Annotated in this window: 21 protein-coding genes and 3 tRNA genes; 6 read left to right on the plus strand and 18 right to left on the minus strand. The window is 36.3% G+C overall.

Annotated elements, in window-relative coordinates; all coding sequences use genetic code 11:
- Nucleotides 1-170: 170 nt before the first annotated feature.
- The 13 genes from RYK49_RS10660 to ychF form a co-directional block, all read right to left on the minus strand.
- Nucleotides 171-656 carry a sigma-70 family RNA polymerase sigma factor gene (locus tag RYK49_RS10660; protein WP_060976337.1) on the minus strand — a complete coding sequence of 162 codons (486 nt, stop codon included), beginning with the start codon at nucleotides 654-656 and terminating at the stop codon, nucleotides 171-173.
- 213 nt (nucleotides 657-869) lie between these two features.
- A tRNA-Asn gene (locus RYK49_RS10665) sits at nucleotides 870-943 on the minus strand.
- 5 nt (nucleotides 944-948) lie between these two features.
- Nucleotides 949-1,020 (minus strand) — tRNA-Glu (locus RYK49_RS10670).
- Nucleotides 1,021-1,125: 105 nt separating this feature from the next.
- On the minus strand, nucleotides 1,126-3,105 hold the full coding sequence (ftsH, locus tag RYK49_RS10675) for an ATP-dependent zinc metalloprotease FtsH (protein ID WP_002894312.1): 1,980 nt from the start codon (nucleotides 3,103-3,105) through the stop codon (nucleotides 1,126-1,128).
- A gap of 17 nt (nucleotides 3,106-3,122) precedes the next feature.
- A complete protein-coding gene (hpt, locus tag RYK49_RS10680; RefSeq protein WP_268685225.1) occupies nucleotides 3,123-3,665 on the minus strand; it encodes a hypoxanthine phosphoribosyltransferase in 543 nt (180 codons plus the stop codon).
- A gap of 4 nt (nucleotides 3,666-3,669) precedes the next feature.
- Nucleotides 3,670-4,947, minus strand: a complete 1,278-nt coding sequence (gene tilS, locus RYK49_RS10685) for a tRNA lysidine(34) synthetase TilS (RefSeq protein ID WP_314830593.1) — start codon at nucleotides 4,945-4,947, stop codon at nucleotides 3,670-3,672.
- Nucleotides 4,944-6,227: a serine hydrolase gene (locus tag RYK49_RS10690; protein WP_314830594.1), complete on the minus strand. Its 1,284-nt coding sequence runs from the start codon at nucleotides 6,225-6,227 to the stop codon at nucleotides 4,944-4,946. Before RYK49_RS10690 ends, tilS begins: the two co-directional genes overlap by 4 nt.
- On the minus strand, nucleotides 6,220-6,348 hold the full coding sequence (locus RYK49_RS10695) for an SP_0009 family protein (RefSeq protein WP_009659523.1): 129 nt from the start codon (nucleotides 6,346-6,348) through the stop codon (nucleotides 6,220-6,222). Before RYK49_RS10695 ends, RYK49_RS10690 begins: the two co-directional genes overlap by 8 nt.
- A 2-nt stretch (nucleotides 6,349-6,350) precedes the next feature.
- Complete coding sequence (locus RYK49_RS10700) at nucleotides 6,351-6,719, minus strand: septum formation initiator family protein (RefSeq protein ID WP_023917162.1); 369 nt, start codon at nucleotides 6,717-6,719, stop codon at nucleotides 6,351-6,353.
- Nucleotides 6,712-6,978, minus strand: coding sequence for an RNA-binding S4 domain-containing protein (locus RYK49_RS10705; protein WP_002894302.1), 267 nt, complete (start codon nucleotides 6,976-6,978; stop codon nucleotides 6,712-6,714). The genes RYK49_RS10700 and RYK49_RS10705 overlap by 8 nt, the downstream gene beginning before the upstream one ends.
- A gap of 90 nt (nucleotides 6,979-7,068) precedes the next feature.
- On the minus strand, nucleotides 7,069-10,572 hold the full coding sequence (gene mfd / locus RYK49_RS10710; RefSeq protein WP_314830595.1) for a transcription-repair coupling factor: 3,504 nt from the start codon (nucleotides 10,570-10,572) through the stop codon (nucleotides 7,069-7,071).
- The gene (gene pth / locus RYK49_RS10715; protein WP_314830596.1) at nucleotides 10,565-11,134 is read right to left on the minus strand and encodes an aminoacyl-tRNA hydrolase; all 570 of its coding nucleotides are present in this window, start codon (nucleotides 11,132-11,134) and stop codon (nucleotides 10,565-10,567) included. The genes mfd and pth overlap by 8 nt, the downstream gene beginning before the upstream one ends.
- A gap of 73 nt (nucleotides 11,135-11,207) precedes the next feature.
- Nucleotides 11,208-12,323, minus strand: a complete 1,116-nt coding sequence (gene ychF, locus RYK49_RS10720; protein ID WP_314830597.1) for a redox-regulated ATPase YchF — start codon at nucleotides 12,321-12,323, stop codon at nucleotides 11,208-11,210.
- A 166-nt stretch (nucleotides 12,324-12,489) separates the two neighbouring features.
- On the opposite strand from ychF, the gene RYK49_RS10725 reads away from it, so the two are divergent.
- On the plus strand, nucleotides 12,490-12,981 hold the full coding sequence (locus tag RYK49_RS10725; RefSeq protein ID WP_176798111.1) for a DUF1307 domain-containing protein: 492 nt from the start codon (nucleotides 12,490-12,492) through the stop codon (nucleotides 12,979-12,981).
- 129 nt (nucleotides 12,982-13,110) lie between these two features.
- On the opposite strand, the gene RYK49_RS10730 is transcribed toward RYK49_RS10725, so the two are convergent.
- From RYK49_RS10730 to RYK49_RS10750, 5 genes are all read right to left on the minus strand, one after another.
- Nucleotides 13,111-13,305, minus strand: coding sequence for a DUF951 domain-containing protein (locus RYK49_RS10730; RefSeq protein WP_002894296.1), 195 nt, complete (start codon nucleotides 13,303-13,305; stop codon nucleotides 13,111-13,113).
- Between the two features lie 127 nt (nucleotides 13,306-13,432).
- Nucleotides 13,433-14,569 carry a DNA polymerase III subunit beta gene (gene dnaN, locus RYK49_RS10735; RefSeq protein WP_314865681.1) on the minus strand — a complete coding sequence of 379 codons (1,137 nt, stop codon included), beginning with the start codon at nucleotides 14,567-14,569 and terminating at the stop codon, nucleotides 13,433-13,435.
- A 158-nt stretch (nucleotides 14,570-14,727) separates the two neighbouring features.
- Entirely contained in the window at nucleotides 14,728-16,080 is a 1,353-nt protein-coding gene (gene dnaA / locus RYK49_RS10740; protein ID WP_111675101.1) for a chromosomal replication initiator protein DnaA, read from the minus strand.
- Nucleotides 16,081-16,293: 213 nt separating this feature from the next.
- Nucleotides 16,294-17,055 carry a ParB/RepB/Spo0J family partition protein gene (locus RYK49_RS10745; protein WP_002894293.1) on the minus strand — a complete coding sequence of 254 codons (762 nt, stop codon included), beginning with the start codon at nucleotides 17,053-17,055 and terminating at the stop codon, nucleotides 16,294-16,296.
- 63 nt (nucleotides 17,056-17,118) lie between these two features.
- Nucleotides 17,119-18,291, minus strand: coding sequence for a S1C family serine protease (locus tag RYK49_RS10750; RefSeq protein WP_002901929.1), 1,173 nt, complete (start codon nucleotides 18,289-18,291; stop codon nucleotides 17,119-17,121).
- Between the two features lie 203 nt (nucleotides 18,292-18,494).
- Between RYK49_RS10750 and rlmH the strand changes: the two genes are divergently transcribed.
- The 5 genes from rlmH to comE all read left to right on the plus strand — a co-directional run bounded on the left by rlmH (nucleotide 18,495) and on the right by comE (nucleotide 21,510).
- Complete coding sequence (gene rlmH, locus RYK49_RS10755) at nucleotides 18,495-18,974, plus strand: 23S rRNA (pseudouridine(1915)-N(3))-methyltransferase RlmH (RefSeq protein ID WP_002905688.1); 480 nt, start codon at nucleotides 18,495-18,497, stop codon at nucleotides 18,972-18,974.
- Nucleotides 18,975-19,016: 42 nt separating this feature from the next.
- Nucleotides 19,017-19,090: transfer RNA gene (locus RYK49_RS10760), tRNA-Arg, on the plus strand.
- 180 nt (nucleotides 19,091-19,270) lie between these two features.
- Nucleotides 19,271-19,378 carry a competence protein gene (locus RYK49_RS10765; protein WP_002905686.1) on the plus strand — a complete coding sequence of 36 codons (108 nt, stop codon included), beginning with the start codon at nucleotides 19,271-19,273 and terminating at the stop codon, nucleotides 19,376-19,378.
- A gap of 27 nt (nucleotides 19,379-19,405) precedes the next feature.
- Nucleotides 19,406-20,740, plus strand: a complete 1,335-nt coding sequence (gene comD / locus RYK49_RS10770) for a competence system sensor histidine kinase ComD (protein ID WP_314830600.1) — start codon at nucleotides 19,406-19,408, stop codon at nucleotides 20,738-20,740.
- Nucleotides 20,741-20,745: 5 nt separating this feature from the next.
- Nucleotides 20,746-21,510, plus strand: a complete 765-nt coding sequence (comE, locus tag RYK49_RS10775) for a competence system response regulator transcription factor ComE (RefSeq protein ID WP_002899424.1) — start codon at nucleotides 20,746-20,748, stop codon at nucleotides 21,508-21,510.
- The last annotated feature ends 95 nt before the right edge of the window (nucleotides 21,511-21,605 follow it).

Genomic DNA, 21,605 nt, shown 5'->3' on the forward strand with positions numbered 1-21,605 from the left:
TTGTTCAGTTTTCAAAGGGCTTTGTCTTTCGCGACAACTATATTAGTATATCACCTATACCTCCTCCCTGTCAATACCTTTTTCTAATTTTTTTATCTTTTTATTTAATAAAAAACTTGATGCTCGAACCTGTTCTAGTAAAACAGATTGAGATTCATCAAGTTTGTTCATTATAAAATCGTATTGTCTTGAAAATCTTTTAAGTGATTTTTCAAATCTTTGAGCATAGCTCTTCTTCCTTTAAAGCGCTCATTGCTCATCAGTCTCTGATAATTATCCAATCCAACATCATCAAGAGTTCTTTTATAATTGTCAATCGCTTCTCTGAAGGCAACTAACTCATCTAGAAACAATTCTTTTGATTTTAGTCGATGTCCAATCTCACTCACTTCTTCATAAGGCTGGCGGTCCAATTTGCGCTTTTGGCTTTCTTGTTTACGAATTTTATCATGTATATGATTTCTGAATTTTGTTTTGAAATAACGATAGAGTTTTTCCTCGTCGTTTTCAATTCCTTTTTCTTTAAGCAGAAGTTCGTATAAAACCAACATTCCTTCTTGCTCCCAATCACTATGTTCCCACAAATGAATATAATAGTCTTTCTTACACTTCCAAACTATCCATTTCACCTTCTCATAAGTAGCTTTAAAATCCATAGTTCCTCCTTAAAATTTACTTGGCTTAATTCTACTGTAAATAGAAAGCAAGGTGGGCTTTTTCTTCTAAAAAGCATCGTTTAGGAACTCTTCTGACTTGAATAATTCCTTTTAAGTCATTTCAGGCACATATTTAGTCATTTGGGAGGATTGTGCGAAGCATGAAAGCAAGAAAAAAATCAAATGCTTACACATTTGATTTTTTAAACCTAGCTCCGCCAGTAGGACTCGAACCTACGACATCATGATTAACAGTCATGCGCTACTACCAACTGAGCTATGGCGGATTATATAGTCCGTACGGGATTCGAACCCGTGTTACCGCCGTGAAAAGGCGGTGTCTTAACCCCTTGACCAACGGACCATTTCTTGTCCTTCTGCAGAACATATTCCATTATATCAGCTTTTCTTCCTTTGTCAATAACTATTTCAGAAAAAGAGAAAAAAGTTGGAATTTCTCCAACTTCTTCTACTCGGAACTTTTTTCTTCCATTTTCGTTTTAATTTCATCATAAGAAAGCGCATGAGCTTCTTTGTCTAATTCAAGTTCAGACTCTTCTGGCATTTTGCCAGTTTCATACAATGATTTAATCTGATTGCTATCCAAAGTTTCATATTTAAGAAGCGCTTCAGCAATCAATTTATGAGTTTCGCGATGGGACTGGATAATCTCTGCAGCTTTGTTACGAGCTTCATTAAGAAGTTCTCTTACTTCTTCGTCAATCTCATATGCAGTCTGTTCTGAAATTGATTTTTGAGGACTGGCTGCACCAAACATAGCATGATTGCCTTCGTATTGAACCGGACCAAGTTTTTCGCTCATTCCATATTCTGTTACCATACTGCGAGCCATCTGAGTTGCCTGTTCAAAGTCATTAGAAGCACCCGTTGTCTGCACATTAAATATAATTTCTTCAGCCACACGACCACCCATAAGACCAGCTAATTGCTCTTTCATATCTTCTTTAGATAGAAGCATTTGGTCTTCCTTAGGCAGGGCAATCATATATCCACCAGCGCGTCCACGAGGGACGATGGTTACTTTATGTACGACACGCGCATTTGACAATACCAAACCAACAATAGTATGTCCAGCTTCATGATAAGCAACCATTTGACGATCGCGTTCAGAAACCATCTTATCTTTCTTAGAAGGTCCTGCAATTACCCGGTCTTCCGCTTCATCAATATCATCTGCATCGATGACTTTCTTATTACGACGGGCAGCAACCAAAGCAGCCTCATTCAAGACATTTTCCAAATCAGCACCAACAAAACCTGGTGTCTGTTGAGCAACTAGTTTCAAATCAACATTTTTAGCCAGTGGCTTATTCTTAGCATGAACACGAAGAATGGCTTCCCGACCTTTAACATCAGGACGGCCGACCAAGACTTTTCTGTCAAAACGGCCAGCACGCAGCAAGGCTGGATCTAATACATCCGAACGGTTAGTAGCAGCAATGATAATGATTCCTTCATTGCCTTCGAAACCATCCATTTCAATCAATAGCTGATTGAGGGTTTGCTCCCGCTCATCGTTACCACCGCCAAGACCAACACCACGCTGACGACCGACTGCATCGATTTCATCAATGAAGATAATGGCAGGGGCTGCTTTTTTCGCATCTTCAAACAAAGAACGGACACGGCTTGCTCCAACCCCAACAAACATTTCTACAAAGTCAGAACCTGAGATACTGAAGAAAGGAACTCCAGCTTCCCCAGCAACTGCCTTAGCAAGCAGGGTTTTACCAGTTCCTGGAGGGCCTTCTAGAAGGACACCGGCAGGAATACGAGCACCTAACTTGGTGTAGCGTTTCCGATCTTTCAAAAACTCAACGACTTCTACAAGTTCTTGTTTCTCTTCCTCGGCACCAGCTACATCCGAGAAACGAACCTTGATATCTTCTTTGTTAGCAGCACGCGCCTTATTGCGGCCGAAATTCATGGCACCGCGAGCACCACCGCCTCCACCTTGATTCATCATGGACATAAAGAAGAAGATGACAATCACAAAAGGAACGATGGAGGTGAGGATTGTAATCCACATTCCGCTTGAACTTTCGCGCTTTATGCTGATTTCAGTGTTATGCTCAGAGGCTAATTTTTGTAGATCAGAAATTGTAATATCTGACGGTAAAATAATACTTGTGAATTTCTCTACTTTAGAAATGTTTGGAGTGAAAAATAAAATCCCTGTATCTTCTTTCGATTCCTGAGGTGTTTTGTAAGTACCTGAAATCTCGACGACGCTGCCATTTGGCTGGTAGCTCATCTCTGTGACATTATTTTCCTTAATTTCCTTCACTAATTCTGTGTAATTGATTTGTTGACTGCGACCGCCAGTATCTCCTGAGAAGAAATACTGAAACCCTGTCACTAGGACAACAATAATCAGAATATAGAGAAATGGATTTTTTATAAAACCATTGTTTTGCTTATTTTTCATCTATTAATAGTAAACCTTTATTTTGTATAAACTTCTTCTTTCAAGATACCAATATATGGAATATTACGATAGTTTTCATTGTAATCTAATCCATATCCAACAACAAATTCATTTGGAATTGTGAAACATGTATAATCTGCATTGATTTCAACAACACGGCCTTCTGGCTTATCCAAAAGTGTAGCAATTTTAACTGATGCAGCATTTCTTTCCTTAAACAAATTGCACAGATTTTTCAAAGTCTGACCAGTATCAATAATATCCTCAACAAATAGGATATCACGTCCTGTGATGTCTTGATCAATGTCTTTAATAACATTAATGACACCTGAGCTGGTAGTACCTCCATGGTAGCTGGAGACCAACATAAAATCAAGCTCAATATGTGTGTCAATATGCTTTATTAGCTCAGCCATAAAAGGTACGGAACCTTTTAAGATTCCAACAAAAATTGGATTCTTACCTTGGTAGTCTTTGGTTAATTGCTGACCAAGCTTTTTTGCAGCATCCACGATTTCTTCATGGGAAATCAATATTTTTTTGATATCTTGTTCTAGCATAATTTTACCCATCTATTTTCTGAATATAAAGTACAGTACTCATTATATCACTTTTTAATGCCTTACTCAAATCACTGATAGCAATATTTAAGATTGCTAAAATTTGATGATTTTGTTCCACGATTACAGATGAATTCCGTTCTTCAAAGGAAGCCTTCTTATCAATAAAAAGACGACGAAGCTTTTTGTGATGACCATTCAGCAAAATACTGTCTCCCTCTTTTCGGAAGCGGAGTGTCAGCGAAGTTTCACGCGAAACAAAAATTTTCTGGATATTTTCACCACTCAAAGGAATCCCGAATGAAAATCGATAATGCCCAAACTCAATCAGATTCTCAAATTCTAACAAAATTGAATCCATTTTTAAATCGGGCTTACGACTGATTTTTCTAATTTCAAAACACTGGTAATCTTTAACAAGCTCATAGTCTTTTTTCAAAGTGTGCTGATAATTTGCCTTAGTCCGCAGGATGTTTAAAACTTCCTCAAACTGCTGCTTGCTCAGATTCAGACCAGGAAAGTTTTCGAGATAGTTCTGCAATAGAAAACGTTGAATCTGAGGGATTTGTTGATGAAAGACTTGTACATTTTTTATATCTAAATCCCTGGTCAAGTGAGACAAAGCGGTCTGCCAATCTTCAATTTCCTTTCCCAGATACCGCAAAGAATCCTTAAATTGTGGATTTTCTTTTTCTAAATCCGGCAGATAAAGATTGCGAATTCGATTTCTGAGATAGTCATTTTGAAAATTACTGCTATCTTCAAAATGCTGAATATCTGGAAAATCTGACTTACGAAAAGTAAGCAAAGGACGAATCAGCTCTCCGCAAGCAAAAGACTGGACAGCTTTCATGCCGGACAGATGACGAAGTCTAGCTCCACGCAACAGACGCATAAAAACAGTCTCAGCTTGATCATCTGCGTGGTGGGCAGTTACCAGGGCTGTATAGTGCTCCTCCTGCATCACTTTCCCAAAAAAATCATAACGAAACTGCCGAGCAACATTTTCTGAAAAATTACCAGAAAAACTTGATGTAAAAATCTTTACACCAAGCTGTTCCGCAATCTTTACTAATGCCTTTTCTTCTTGATCTGACTCTGGCCGCTGTTTGTGATTGACATGAGCAATCGCAAGCTCGATAGCCAGTTCTTTTTGAGAATCAATCAACAGCTGCAGCAGTGTCATAGAATCCAGTCCGCCTGATACAGCAACCAAAACTTTTCGATGGCCTTGGAAATACTTTTTCTCCTGCATTTTTTTAAGAAATTCTTGCTTAATCATTTCAGGACTCCATAGACATCGTCTGCTATCTGGGAAATGTTATCGTAGGTTGAATTATTAGTAAAAATGACAATGATAAAAGGGGAATCTGCATAGACAATCGCAGCATCGTGCTTAAAGTCATAGGCGTCACCAATTTTATGAGCTACTTTAGCATCGATATTTTTAGAAATCCGCTGATTATCGTAATTTGTCTGAGACAAGGCATCGATAATCATGCCATTTTGCTCATAGATAGCTTCCAAAACATTTCCAGCCATTCGTGAAGATGCTTGTCTTTCTTCCACATCCCATTTCTTTCCAGCTATTTTGTTGATAGTTTGCTGAAAATTTTTATCAGATTGATTGGTCGCATAATAGCCTAAGATATTGTGGGCGACATTATCTGATTCTTTGGCCACTCGATTTATCAAATCCTGAACTGAATATTCCTTGTCATCAGCTGACTTCTCAATGCTGCCACTTCCTTCTGGTTCGTAAGCACCTGCAAAATCATTAACTGCTCCAATATACTTGAACTTCTGATCTAACGAAAGTTTTTTCTGATCCAGCTGTTCCTGCACATAGTAAAGATAAGGCAGTTTGGTCACACTGGCCGAGTACATCTCTTGATCTTGATTGATACCTGCTTCTTTGCCTGTGTCCAGCTGTTTCACATAAATAGAATAGTCCGCCTTGTTATACTTACTGTTCAGAATTTCTTGAACCTTGTCCATTCGATTATCAGTCTCATCCAAAAATTCCATAGAAACCCAGCCCTGTCCTTCAACCTGGGCATAAGTTCCTTTGACAGTCTGGACAATTTGAACAATGGTTACTTTTGTATATGGAGCTAATGTTGTATTGACTTTTTTGGCTCCGTTGATATTGGCTTTATCATAAAGAATGAAGCCAGGTTTCAACCACATTTCTTGATGGATATCTTCGATTGACTGGACAGTATCTTCGTAAATTGTGTTTTTGTCTGCTATCACAAACTGTCCGTTTTTTAGCTTAAAAATCGGAATTCCTTCTTCATTTACATAAAATCCTGTTATCTGGATAGGCTGGTCTGGAACTAGCTTTCCAGCAGTCTTACTCAGAGTAGAATCTGTAAATGTAGGAATTTCTTCATAAACATTAGGATTTGTCGGGATGCTATCATAATAGCGTCCATACGTAGTGCTTGTAAAATGATATTTTTCTTCCTCGTCTAATACGAAATCTTTTTCGGTACTAATAACTGTGATACTGCTAAATAAAGCTGGCAGTAAAAATATCAGTAACAAAAACTTACGCATGTTTTCCCCTTTCCTCTTGATTTTCTTGAAGTTTCAAAGCTTGATTTTTTTCAGTCAGTTCTTCTAATTTCTCATCTGAAAAGGCCAAGAACTGCTCAATTGTTTTTAATAAATCTTCCATAACTACTGTGGTAATAAATCTGGGATGGTATAAATGTACTCACCCTCTTTTGAAAAAGAGTATTTAGCGCGTGCATATTTAGCAGCATAGCTATCATCTTTTAATTTGGCTGCTATATCAGATTGATATACCTTTTCTTCGCTGAGCGTCTGATATTTCTCCTGGAGTTTAGAATACTGTTCACGACGCTGCAGCAAGGTTTGATAGCTTTGGTATAAATTATATGTAGGTAGAATAAATAAGAGGATCACCAAAATCAGAACCCAGCCCATAAAACGGTTGCGTTTCCGCCGTTCCTGATCCACATATCTGCGGCGTTGATTTTCATCTTGTATAAAACGATTATTGAGTTGGACGATATTTTTAGGCATCTTCTTCTATCCTTGTTTCACTGACAATTTCGTACATTTTAGCTGCATCTTCTTTTTTAGTACTGTCTTTCATCTCCAGAACCTTTACAGTTAAGAGTTTATTACCAAAGCGTACTTCAACCAAGTCATCCACTTTCAAATCTGTTGAGCTCTTGGCCAAGATACCATTCACCTTTATCCGGCCCTTGTCAGCTACTTCTTTAGCCACTGGACGTCGCTTGATAATCCGTGACACTTTCAAATATTTATCTAATCTCATCCTATTACCTCATTTTCTCTTAATTTATTATTCTACCATTTTTTGAGAAAAATAGAGCTTAAAAAACCAAACTTCACTGAATTGTAACCTTTATTCTGCCTTGCGCTGTTTAATTTCCAGCATCTTTTCTCCAAAATTAACCAGACCTTCTAAAATCTCATAATCTTTTTTGTTCTTCACATCAAAAATCACTTCAATCAAGCCATTTTTTTCGCCAATTCGAGCCTTTAAATTCGTCATCGAAAGTGCTTCAAAATAATCCTGCGTCAGATAAAGCTGCTGCGAAATTTTCTCAAAATGAATACTTACTGCATTCTGCTGGCGTTCCACTGACTTTACAAAAGCCTGATCTAAATAAGACTTAGCAAGTCCAATCTCCAACAGATAGGCTACAACATCAGGATACTCCCCAAAGCGATCAATCAATTCATCTTGTAGATTTTCATAGTTTACACGACTGTCAATCTCACGAATTCTTTTGTAAATTTCAATCTTCTGTCTTTCGTCAGAAATATAGGCACTAGGAAGATAGGCATCAATCTGCAGATTAAGTTCTGCATTGCTTTTTTGACGCTTGTTTTCTCTACCCTGCTTTTTAGCAATGGCTTCTTCTAAAAGTTGTGAATACATCTCAAAACCAACAGAATCAATAAAGCCTGATTGCATACTTCCTAGAATATTTCCAGCCCCCCGAATAGACAAATCTCGCATAGCAATCTTAAATCCAGAACCTAACTCTGTAAATCCTTTAATAGCCTCTAAACGCTTTTCAGAAACTTCTGTCAGGATTTTATCTGGTCTGTACATTAGATAAGCGTAGGCAATCCGATTGCTGCGGCCAACCCGTCCACGAAGTTGATACAAGGTTGACAGCCCCATATGGTCAGCATTTTCTACAAACAAAGTATTGGCATTGGGGATATCAACTCCAGTTTCAATAATGGTTGTGGTCACTAAAATATCGTATTCTCCACTGATGAAATCCAGTAAAGTATTTTCTAAACGAATCTCACTCATTTGGCCATGAACATAACCTATAGAAGCTTCTGGGATTAACTCTCTTAAATCTGAAACTTTCTGTTCAATTGTATCAACCTTGTTGTAAAGGTAGTAAACCTGTCCACCTCGGTCTATTTCACGTAAGACAGCTTCTCGAATCACTGTAGGATTGCTCTCTAAAACATAAGTCTGAACAGGATAACGATTGGTAGGTGGGGTCTCAATGACTGACAAATCGCGAATCCCCAGCATAGACATATGAAGAGTTCGAGGAATAGGAGTTGCTGTCAAGGTCAGGACATCAACTTTCTTTTTCAATTCCTTTAATGTTTCCTTGTGCTTAACTCCAAAACGCTGCTCTTCATCAATGATGATTAAACCTAAATCTGCAAATTCTACATCTTTGGATAAGAGTCGGTGGGTTCCAATTATAATGTCAACCTGTCCCTTCTGCAGCTTCTCCAAAGTCTGTTTTTGTTCTGCCTTACTCCTGAAACGGCTGAGTACCTCGACATTGACCGCAAAATCATTAAAGCGTTCTTTAAAGTTAGTATAGTGCTGCTGGGCTAAAACCGTTGTTGGCACTAATACAGCTACCTGTTTATGATCGTTGACAGCCTTAAAAGCAGCCCGCATAGCTACTTCTGTTTTCCCAAAGCCTACATCACCAACTAAGAGGCGGTCCATTGGACGACTGCTTTCCATATCCTTCTTCACTTCCTGAATACTTCTTAGCTGGTCCTCTGTTTCAACATAGGGAAAATCATTATCAAATTCCTCTTGATTAGAATCATCCGCTGGGAAAGCAAAACCTTTTAGCTGGCTGCGTTCAGCATATAGTTTAATCAAATCATCCGCAATATCCTGAACCTGATGCTGAACTTTTTGCTTACTCTTCTGGAAACGACCGTCATTAAGCTTATTTACCTTAGGTGTTTTTCCATCGCTGGCAACATACTTTGATAGGAGATCAATCTGGTCAACTGGAATCGAAATACGATCAGAATTTTGATATTGAATCGTCAGATAATCACGGTGGACACCAGAGATTTCAATCGTTTCTATTCCCAGATAACGTCCTATCCCATGAATATTATGGACAACATAATCCCCTTTTTCCAGCTCATTATAATCTTTCAGTCGTTCAGCATTTGAGATATTCTGACGCCGGATTTTTCGTTTTATTTTCTTATGAATAATTTCGTACTCTGTAATAAGAACAATTTTCTCATCTACGAAATTAAAGCCTTGAACAAGATTTCCTTCTATAAGCTGAACTGCATTTTTGTGAATCTCAGCCTCTTTTATATAGTCTAAATGAATATCATATTCCTGTAAACTTTTATGTAAACTTTGTAAACCTGCCGAAGAATTTGCTTGTAAGATTATTGTATAGCCAGATTTTTTATAACGATTAATTTCTTCCTTGAGCAAGGGAAACTGACTGAAAAATTCTTGCATTGGATACTGATTGAATTGATACAAAGCATCAAATTTCAAATTTCCCAAACCTTTTTGAAAGCTTGAAAAGAAGGTTGCTGGTTTATATTGACGATAATCTTGGTACTTATCTGCAAAATATTTCTGACTTGATAAAGCTTTACAATTTTGTAAATCATCTGTCAACAAGCCAGCTGTTTCCAGTTCAAATTGAGCATGCCGATCCACTATTTTTTGAAAATCATCAAAAAACACAGGGCTATGAACAGGCAAATAGTCTAAAATAGTCCATTCTTTCTGATAAAAATAAGAAAGGAATTTACGAATATCTGCATGATGAAACTCCTCTTTGGCACTGATTAGTAACTCTTCTAAGTAAGATTTCAAAGCAGGATCAACAGCTTTTTCTAAAATTACTTCCAGATTTCCCCGTCCCCTAGCATAGTCTTTTTCAGAAAGCAGGATATCAGAAGCAGGTTTAATCAAAATACTTTCTATGTTCTTAATTGAAGTTTGATTTTCTGGATTGAAAATCCGAATACCGTCAATTTCATCTCCAAAAAACTCCAGTCGATAAGGGGACTCTGCTGAGCGCTCAAAAATGTCTAAGATATCTCCTCTTAGACTATATTCTCCCTGACTTAAAACTTGAGACACCTTCTTGTATCCTGATCTTGACAACATCTTTACAAGATTATTTAGGTCATATTCTTGTCCAACTGTCAAATTTATGTTGGTTGTTTTAAAATCAATGGGATCAGGCAAGAGTAATTTGCTAGCCGCAACATTAGTAACTAGAATTCCAGACTTTTGATCATCTATTAAAAAGTTTAGAGCATCTAATCTTGAAAATATTTTTTCCTGTGACGCAAAAACAAATTCTGCTATAGGAGTATCATCTGCTAAGAAAGTATAGATCTTGTCTTCTCCCAACAAAGAAATCAAATCACTAGCCAAACGATCTGCTTCATTTTGACTAGAAGTCAGCACAAGGATTTTATCAGCTTCTTCTAATCCAGCCGCTATAGTAATCGCTTTTGTTGATGCAGACAATCCCATTATCAACTGTCTGCTGCTTTTATGGAGATTTCTCTTCCAATCTGAAATTTGCTGGTTTTGACAAAATAAATCAATCAAGTTCATTTTATTATCCATTATACTTCTGCATTGCTTGTTCAAAATTGCCTAACTGTAAATAATAATTTACAGCATTGTCAACCTTATCAAGAGTATTCAGAATCATTATATAATCATCTTTATCAAATTTTCCTAGAACGTGGTGGACCACTGTCATGCCTTCTTTAGGACGGCCAATACCTATCTTTATCCGTTTAAACTCTTGGCTTCCAATGTGTTTGATAATAGATTTAATGCCGTTATGGCCGCCAGCTGAACCCTTGCTGCGCAAACGAATTTTACCAACTTCCATATCCAAATCATCATAGATGACCAATAAATCCTCTATATCTAAACCATAGTATGCCAGTAAAGCTTGAACAGCCTTTCCGCTCTCATTCATAAATGTAGTTGGTTTGACAAAATAAACTTTTTCACCATTCAGAAAAGTAGAGGCAATATCTGCTTGAAAGATTTTATCAGCTGTAAATTTTAAATCAAGATCTTTACAAATCTTGTCAACCAACGTAAAACCAACATTATGTTTAGTTTCAATATATTTTTCTCCTGGATTTCCCAGACCGACTATTAACTTTACCATTTTTCTCCTTTATAAAAGCCAAAAGGGCTGGAAAAAAATTTCCAACCTAGAATTTTTAGACTTTACAAATACTTTACACATTAAATCTAAATTCCATAATATCGCCATCTTGAACAATATATTCTTTTCCTTCTTCGCGCAAACGTCCAGCCTCTTTAACTGCTTTTTCGCTTCCATAGTTCACTAGGTCATCATAAGACATAGTGACTGCTCGAATAAAGCCTTTTTCAAAGTCTGAGTGAATAATGCCAGCTGCTTGCGGAGCTTTCATTCCACGCTTAAAGGTCCAAGCACGCACTTCCTTTTCACCAGCTGTAAAGTAGGTTCCAAGTCCCAACAGATGATAAGCTGCTCTGGTCAGTTTATCCACACCTGATTCTGTCAAGCCGATAGCTTCCAGAAATTCTGACTTATCTTCATCGTCCAATTCAGAAATTTCTTCCTCTGCACGCGCTGAAATGACAACAACTTCAGCATTTTCTGTAGCTGCAAATTCACGAATCTGCTTCACATAGTCAATATTATCTGGATCTGCTACCTCATCTTCACTGACATTGGCCACATAGAGAACTGGCTTAGTCGTTAAGAGAAAGAGCCCTTTGACAATTTTTTGCTCTTCTTCTGTGAAATCAATTGTACGAGCTGACAGACCATCTTCTAGAACAGGCTTGATTTTTTGTAAAACATTAAATTCTGCTACTGAATCCTTATCTTTTTGAGTACGAGCCATCTTCTCTACACGTGCATAACGTTTGTTAATACTTTCTAGGTCTGCTAAAATCAATTCTAGATTAATGGTCTCAATATCAGCCATTGGATCTACAAATTCAGACTCACGGCCCTGTTCCCGCATGACATTTTCATCATCAAAGGCACGTACTACGTGGACGATAGCATCTACTTCGCGGATATTGGCTAAGAATTTATTCCCTAGTCCTTCTCCTTTTGAAGCACCTTTCACAATTCCAGCAATATCAGTAAATTCAAAGGTTGTTGGAACTTTCTTCTGTGGTTTGATGAGTTCTGTTAATTTATCCAAACGTGCATCCGGAACTTCTACCCGCCCGACATTTGGATCAATTGTCGCAAAAGGGTAATTAGCTGCTTCTGCACCTGCTTTTGTAATTGCATTAAATAAAGTTGACTTACCAACATTGGGTAAACCAACGATTCCTGCTGTCAAAGCCATTCTTATCTTCTCCATTCATCTTTTCAATCCAAACCATTATACCATAAATCCTTATCCTAAACAGCGGATTTAAGTTATTTTTTCTAGCTTTCTTTACAAAAATGTAAAATAAATTGAAGAAAAAAATGGTATAATATAGCTAATATTCTTATTAAAGGAGTCCCTAATGAAAAAGAATACTTTCAAAACACTTTTTCTTTCCTTCCTTGCGGTTTCCGCTTTGTTTGTTTTAGCTGCCTGCAGCAGTCCTAAAAAAGCTTATTTCCAGCTGATTGACCAAAATACTAAGCAAGATAGCCGCATCACTGTTGAATACAAAGGTGATGAGATGCTTACAAACGAAACAAACAATACCTTCTACTATAAACCAGTTGGCTTGACCAAAGACACTGCTAAAGAGCAGACAGAAGCCTATGCTAAATCTATTGAGGGTATCAAAGGATTAACTCATAAAATCGAGTACAAAGATGATTATTTAACAGAAAAACTGACAATCGATTTTAGCAAAGCTGATATTGAAGAACTACAAAGTAAACAGCTTCTTCAAACATCTGGTAATCAAAAAGCAGATTATATCAGTTACAAAGAAACTGCTAAATTACTCGAAAAAGCAGGTTATAAAGAAGTTAAAGACGGTAAATTTGAAGATCTTAAATAAAAGTAAAATGGATAGGACTTAAAAAGTCCTATCCATTTTTGATTTATTGAAAAATAAGAAAAAAATCTAAATCTGCTCTTCAGCAATGCAAATTAGTTTTCCACAATAAGCATTACAATGAGTTTTCGTCTAATCAATTATTTTCTTCATTTTTCTTTCAAAATCGTGACGACTCATCATCACAAGATGTTCACAATTGGTGCAACGGATTTTGATATCTGCACCAACCCTTGTGATTTCCCAGCGATTCGCCTTTTTCCCAGTCGCTTTAATGGTGCAGGCATGTGGCTTTTTCATCTCTACAAAATGACCAATTTCATACATTTTCTTTCTCCTTTCAAGGAACTATCATTGTCCAGGAAGAACACTTAAGCATCTATCATACTTTGTAAATGAAAAGAGCTTAGGACCAAGAATGAAAAATCTTTAACTTGGCCCACCGCTTTTCATTTTAATTAGTTCTGACAGGTGTAATCAGCTGAATAAAGTTTTCTGTGTCCTCACTTGGTACCAAGGTGAAAGGACGGACAGATGAGATAAAGCTAATCGTTACTTTTTCACTGTCAATAGCCTTCAAAGCATCAATCAAATAAGTTGGATTAAAGCTAATGGTCAAATCTTCTCCAGTTACACTTTCTATATCAATTTCTTCGTTAACACGACCGACCTCTGGTGAATTTACATGGGCACTGACAATACCGCCTGCAATTTCCAGTTTAACTGTTCCATTCTGCGTGGCATTAGACAAGAGACGAGCGCGTTCCATCGCTGCACGCAAATCAGATGTATTAAAAGTAAGGACACTTGTAAATTCAGTCGGAATCAAACGATCTGTATCTGGATAATTTCCTTCCAATAGGCGGGTATAGAAGCTGATATTTTCGCTTCTGAAAAGAATTTGATTGTTAGCAAAGAAAACCTCTACCGTTTCAATTTCATCGGTAAAAACAGCCGTAAATTCCCGTAAAGAGCGACTTGGAATAACTACGTCGAAATTATCTCCGTTTTTCTCCAAAGTAATTTTCTTTTGACTCATTCTGTGAGAGTCTGTCGCAACTGTTTTCAAAGAACGGTTATCTGTCAAAACAAAGTGAACACCAGTTAAAATTGGACGGCTTTCCTGAACACTGGCTGCAAAGGCTGTTTCGTTAATGACATCTTTGAGAATTTTGGTCTCAAGGACCAAGGGATTGCTAGCAGAAATTTCCTGGATTCGTGGATACTGGTCAGCGTCTTTTCCTTTCAGGGTAATCTCTGATTTGCCGCTAGTCAAAACGATTTGTTTTTGTTCAATTTCTTTAAAATCCAAAATAATATCTGGCAGACTGGAAACAACATTGATAAAGAAAGTCGCTTCTAATAAAATTGAACCGGTTGAGTTGACAAGCAAGCCTGCATTTTCATTTTGAGTAGAAATAAAGTTTTCAATCGATACTTGCCCATTCGAGCCAATTAAAGTGATTCCTTCTTTGGTAACATCAATTTTCACAGTAGAAAGAATAGGAATTGCATTTTTATGGCTGATAGCCCTTTTAGTAGTATTTAACGCTTGTAAGAAGAGATTTTTATTAATAGAAAAATGAATCATAGGATCTCCTTTTTATTTATTTATGATTATAAGATTAATAGTAATAGTAGTTTATGTGAATTCTGTGGAAAAATAGCTTCGTCCTTATTCTAACAAGATTTGAGACTTGTTCACAAAGTGTGGATAAGTTTTGAAAAAATTCTGTAGTTTTCCACACGCTATTTAATTTTATTCTTGATGCTTTCAATTTCTAAACGCAAATTGTCGTCTGATTCAATCATGGTTTTGATTTTTCCATGTGCATGGATAACAGTCGTATGATCTTTCCCGCCAAACTCACGGCCAATTTTAGGTAGACTGTTGTCAGTCAGCTCACGAGTCAGATACATAGCTACCTGTCTAGCTAAAACGATGTTTTGCACTCGACGGCTGCCTTTCATCTCTTTGACACTAACACCATAGAATTTCCCAACTTCAGACTGAATCTTATCAATCGGGATAACTGTCACCTGGCTTGAATCCTGCTTGCGTGCTCGAATGGCCTCTGCAGCGATATCAATAGTGATTTCCTTCAGATGACGAACTCTAGCGATGAGACTGATGTCATTCAAAGCACCTTCCAAGTCGCGGACATTGGAGTCGAACTGTCCCGCAAGATATTCCAAGGTATCATTCGGGAAAATATAATCCAAATCTTCAATTTTGTTTCGCAGAATTGCAATTCGTGTTTCAAAATCTGGCGGTGTAATATTCTGAGTTAATCCCCATTTAAAACGTGTCACTAAGCGTTCTTCCAAATTGTCCAGATGATCAGGACTCCGGTCGCTGGTTAAAACAATCTGTTTATTTTCACCATGAAGAGCATTGAAAGTGTTGAAAAATTCTTCCTGAGTTGAAACCTTTTTTCCGCCCAAAGATTGAATATCATCAATTAGCAGAAGATCCAGACTACGATAGATTTTTTTAAAGCTATCCATCTCTCCCAATCTTAAATGTTCGAGGAAGTCGTTAATAAAGGTTTCAGCCGGTATATACTTGACACGCGCATCTGGAATATTTTCTAAAATTTGATTGCCAATAGCATTTAATAAATGAGTTTTACCCAGGCCAGGTCCTCCGTAGATAAAAAGAGGATTATAAGTTGTGGCTAGATTCTCAGATACCGCTAAGGCAGCAGCTTTAGCCCAGATATTTCCGTCTCCCTGAACAAAATTATCAAAGGTATATTTTGACTTTAAGCCAGTATCAATAGGTGGCAAGCTTGGCTGAACAGTGCTGATTTGAGGACTGGTTACTGCAGATTTGGGTGTATCAATGTTAGTTTCTTCTTCAAAAATATACTTTCCAGCAATTTGATCATTAAAAATCTCAAATCCTGCAGTAAGAATAACTCCTACTAAGTTTTGCTCCCAAAATAGTTGTTTTACTGGACTATCCAGGAAAATAACAGCTTGTTTTTCTTCAACTTTGACAAGCTTGGCTTCAGCAACAAAGAAATCATAAGTTGTCTGTTTTAGCTGAGCATGAGCCAATTCTAAAATACGATTCCAAAAGTCCTGTTCTTTGGTCATAACTTCCCTCCTTTTCTATAATTTTCTGATTCATACGCATCTTATTTTATCATAAAGGTTCAAAGTTTTCCACAAGAACTAGAAAAGAATTCACATTGTTAGCTAAAGTTATCCACAGAATGTGAATAAAGTTAAAATTTCTTATTCTAATAGGCTTCCTAATTGATTTAACAGTGGATAATCTTGTTATTTTTAAAAAAGAAAATAACAGTTTTATTTAAAACTGTTTATAATTCTTTGATATTCTTCTTCGCTTTCAAAAGGAATAATCAGCTTTCCTTTACTCTGGTTTTTTAACTGAATAGAAACTTCCAGACCGAGAATTTTTTTAATTTTTTCCTCTTCAGATTTAGCAAATATTTCTTTATTAGGTTTCTTTTTGAGACTCTTTTTTTGCTGAAGAAGCTTTTCAACTGCTCGAACCGATAAATCTTCTCGACAGATCTTGTTCAGCCATAGTAACTGTTCTTCTTCTTTTAAGGGGACCAGCAGGCGAGCATGTCCTTGAGATATCTCTTCTTCCTTGATAGCTTGACGAACTTCTTTGGATAATTGTAAAAGTCTGACAATATTGCTGATATAGGGTCTAGATTTTCCCATGATTTTAGCAATTTCATCATGTGTCAAGCCTTTGTCAATCAAATTTTGATAAGACTCAGCCTCTTCTATAGGATTCAAGTCTTCTCTTTGAAGATTTTCGATAATGGCCTGTTTCAGCATGTCATCATCAGATAATTCTTTGACGACAGCTGGGATCGTTTCTAGGCCAAGAAAAGAGGCAGCTCTAAATCTCCGTTCTCCTGCTAAAATTTCATAACCAAAAAGTGAAGATTTCCGAAGAATGATTGGCTGAATGAGACCATTTTCTTTGATTGATGCCGCTAATTCTTCAATCTTTTTTTGTGAAAACTCTTTACGAGGCTGATAAGGATTGGTTCGAATGTCTTTAAGTGCAATATATTGAAAGTTTTCCATTTGTATATAGAATAACACACCTTTACGATTGTGTAAAGGTGTGTTGACAATCTTGTAAATAGGTTAATTTGAGCTTAACTCTTTTGTTGATTTAGTGAGTTTGATTTTGACTGTTTGAGATTTACCATCTCGATAATAAGTAATCTCTACCTCATCTCCAATGCTATGCTTGTAGAGAGCAGACTGAAGGTCACTAGTGGATTCCACATCTGTGTTATCTACTTTTGTAATGACATCATTTTTTTGAAGTTTGCCATCAGCAGGCATTCCTTGCTGAACAGAGCGAACAAGAATACCTGATTTCACTGAAGAAGGAAGATTTAATTTAGAAAAATCAGAAGTTGTCAGATTAGATAAATCCATCATTTGAATTCCTAAAGCAGGACGTGTGACTGTTCCATTTTTTTCAAGTTGATTGATAATATTTACGACATCATTAGACGGAATCGCAAATCCCATCCCTTCAACAGAGGTTTGCCCATTTGTTGAAATCTTACTTGAAGTAATCCCAATAACTTGTCCTTGGATGTTAATCAAAGGGCCGCCAGAGTTACCAGGATTGATTGCAGCATCTGTTTGCAATGCAGTTGTTGAAATATTTTCACCATTTTCAGATTGTAACGTAACGTTTCTGCCTAAACTAGAAATAATTCCTTGTGTGACAGAGTTAGCGTATTCTGTTCCAAGAGGGCTTCCGATAGCGATTGCTGTTTCACCAACTGTAAGAGAACCAGAATCTCCAAATTCAGCGACATCAGTTACTTTTTCAGAACTAATTTTAACGACAGAGATATCTGAATAAACATCTGATCCAACTACTTCACCTGGAACCTTGTTTCCATCAGCTAGTAAGATATCTACATTGGTTGATCCATTAAGAACGTGGGTGTTGGTTACCAGATAGGCTGATTTTCCATCTTTTTTATAAATTACGCCAGAACCTTCACTGGAGATTTGTGATTCATCGTTGGAAGATTCATCATTGATAACGCTGCTGGAAGATTCAGCATAAGTAATTACTGAAACAACGGCATTTTGAACCTTTTTCACAGCTTCTGAAATGTCAGTAGAGTTTTTATATGAAGTAGTTACACTGGTTGTTGAATTTCCATTCATTTTTACACGTGAAGTTACTAATGTAGTAACATAATTCCCTAAACTTCCGCCGATAAAACCTACAATTAACACTGCAAAAAGCAATAAAGCCTTTTTGATGGCATTTGAAGAGTTTTTCATGTTTTCCTCCTTGAATTACAATTGATGAAATTATAGTTAGCTAAACTTAATTATAACTTAAATCCTCTAAGTTTTCCACACCTTGTGGAAAACTTAGAAAAACTGTTGATAGGAATTAGAAAATACACAGATTAGCCGATTCCCAGATAAATTTTACTTGTTAATAAAGTGTGAAGTATAGATGAATATGATAGAATAAACTTATGAAAATAAAACTTGTAACAGTTGGAAAACTGAAAGAAAAATATTTAAAGGATGGAATTGCTGAATACATGAAGCGTCTCAATCGATTCTGCAAGGTGGAAATGATTGAGCTAGCGGATGAAAAAACACCTGATAAAGCTAGCGATTTAGAAAATCAGCAGATTCTTGAAAAAGAAGGAAATAAAATTCTGGCTAAAATCAATGAGCGTGAATTTGTTATTGCTTTGGCAATTGAAGGAAACCAATTTCCGTCAGAAAAGTTTAGTCAGCTCATGATGGATACTACAGTGCATGGCTTTTCTGATATCACTTTTGTTATTGGGGGAAGTTTAGGTTTATATCCTGCAGTAAAAAAACGGGCAAATCTTCTAATGAGTTTTGGCAAATTAACCTTACCTCATCAACTGATGCGCCTTGTTTTAATAGAGCAAATCTATCGAGCTTTTATGATTCAGCAGGGGAGTCCTTATCATAAGTAATCTTGACGGCAATCCTATTTTCTGATAGAATGAGATAGTATTGGTCTCATAGCTCAGCTGGATAGAGCATTCGCCTTCTAAGCGAACGGTCGCAGGTTCGAATCCTGCTGAGATCAGAAATGTAAAAAATGCGAAATATTTTACAATATTTCGTGTTTTTTTCTTCTATTTTTTTGGTATAATGTCATTTCGGGGATAAAAAATGACATTTCAGGGAAAATTGTCACTAACTCTTTCTATTTTTCTATAATGATAAATGTAAGGTGACTTACAAGATAAAAAGATAGGAGATAGTTATGAAAATCTATTCTTTTCAAATTGCTTTAAATAGCAATTCACTTGTTCAAACCTTTTGGGATTTAAGAGGTGTTCCAAATCCATGGGGTTGGATTTTTGGAAGATAAGAATTTTAAAGTTTAGGGGAGAAATTTATGTCACTTGAAATAATTGGATTAATTATTCATCCTTTTATTAATGTAGCTGCATTTTTAGTTATTTTATCAAAAATCACTAAAATTAAGCATACTCGCTTTTTTGTATCTGTTTGCTTTGGTCTTGAGATTATAGTTCCGTTTATAATTGCTTTTTTAGGACACATATTTTCATTTTCTAGCACAATTCCATCATATACACTGTCATTTTTTCTCCCTCTATTTTTAGTTTGGTATTTTTGTAGAGTTGAAAAAATTAAAAGATACCAATCTTTCTTACTTTCGTTCTTTTTATGTTTGTCAATTGATAGCTCTACTACTTTCTTTTCAGTTATTATTTCATCTGTTTTAGGAGATGATTTTGTAGCTCAGTACATGGGCTTGTTTCTGACATGTATCAACTTAATATCCTTGTTCTTTATGGCAAAGGTTATTGATATTTTTGATTTCAGAATAGATTATCTTAAAAGAAGTTTCTTTAAATCTCATATTCTGATGATTAGTAGTTTATATGCAATGAATTGGCTGATTTTAAATCTTTCTCACTGGATTAGTAATATAAAGCATTTCAACAGTTTTAGCAGTATGATTGCTACTATTTGTTTCTTGGCCTTTCTTTCTACCTTGGTGACATTTAAGGACAGCCGTGAGAAATACGAGAAAGAAGAGCGTTTGCGGCAAAAAGAATCCGAACAGCTTCGACTTCAGGAGTATACTGATGAAATTGTGAGATTGTACTATGAAATCAAAGGGTTTCGTCATGATTATGCTAGCATGCTGACAAGTATGCAAGTGGCTATTCAAACTGGAGATATCAAGGAAATTGAGCACATTTATCAAGAAGTCTTGGCTGATGCAAATTTGAACTTGCGTTCAGATAAATATACAGTTTTTGATTTGAATAATGTAGGAGATTCAGCTTTAAGGAGTGTCATGACTGAGACAATCTTTCAAGCGCGTGAACATCAGATTCAGCTGACTTTTGAAGTTAAGGATAAAGTGGAACGTCTTCCAATCAAGTTGTTAGATCTGGTCAGAATTGCTAGTATTTTATTAAATAATGCTATTGAGAGTGCAATTGACAGCCTGGAAAAAATTGTCCATGTTTCTCTGGTTCAACTGGATGATAGAACCATTTTTGTTGTTCAAAATTCTCGTAAAGAAGGAAAATTGGATTTGGAAGAACTCTATCAGCCGGAATTTTCAACTAAAGGAGAAAATAGAGGCTATGGATTGAATAACATCAAGGAAATTTTAGATAGGTATGAATTTATCACTCTTGATACACAAATTGAGCCAAGAAGTTTTACACAGATTTTAACAATTAGGAGATAGAATTTATGAAAGTGTTAGTTTTAGAGGATACCGTATCTCATCAAGTCAGGATGGAAACGACATTAGCAGAAATTGCTGAGGAACTTGGAATTGACATCCAGGTTCAGGTTACAGGAAAAATCAAAGAATTCAAAAAATATATTGAAAATGGAGACGTTAACCAGCTTTATTTTTTGGATATTGACATTAAAGGAGAGGAAACAAAAGGGCTGGAAGTAGCTCAATTTATCCGTCATCATAATCCTTATGCCATTATAGTTTTTGTAACCTCAAAATCTGAATTTGCTACTATGACTTTTAAATATAAAGTATCAGCACTTGATTTTATTGATAAAGATATCAACAATGATGCTTTTAAAAATAGAATCAAAGACAGTATTCTTTACACTAAGAGTACACTGATTGAAAATACCAATATGGTAGATTATTTTGAATATAGTTATCGTGGCAATGATGTTCGAATGCCTTATAACGATATTTTGTATATCGAAACGACAGGAAGCTCTCATAAACTTCGTATTGTCGGTAAAAATTTTCTCAAGGAGTTTTATGGAACGATAACAGATATTCAAGAAAAAGATCAGCAATCTAAACGATTTTTTTCACCACATAAATCTTATCTGGTTAATATTGGCAACATTGTTGATTATGACAAGAAAAATCGAGAAATTATTTTTTACGAAAATCATCGCTGTCCGGTCACTCGTTTAAGAGTGAAGTATCTGAAAGATATTTTCGAAAATAAAGGGAAAAGAGTTGACAAAGCTTAAAAACCTGATATAATGGAATATGTTCTGAAAGAGAGCATACCATATGGTCCGTTGGTCAAGGGGTTAAGACACCGCCTTTTCACGGCGGTAACACG

This window comes from uncultured Streptococcus sp. (genome assembly GCF_963525625.1).
Classification (GTDB): Bacteria; Bacillota; Bacilli; order Lactobacillales; family Streptococcaceae; genus Streptococcus.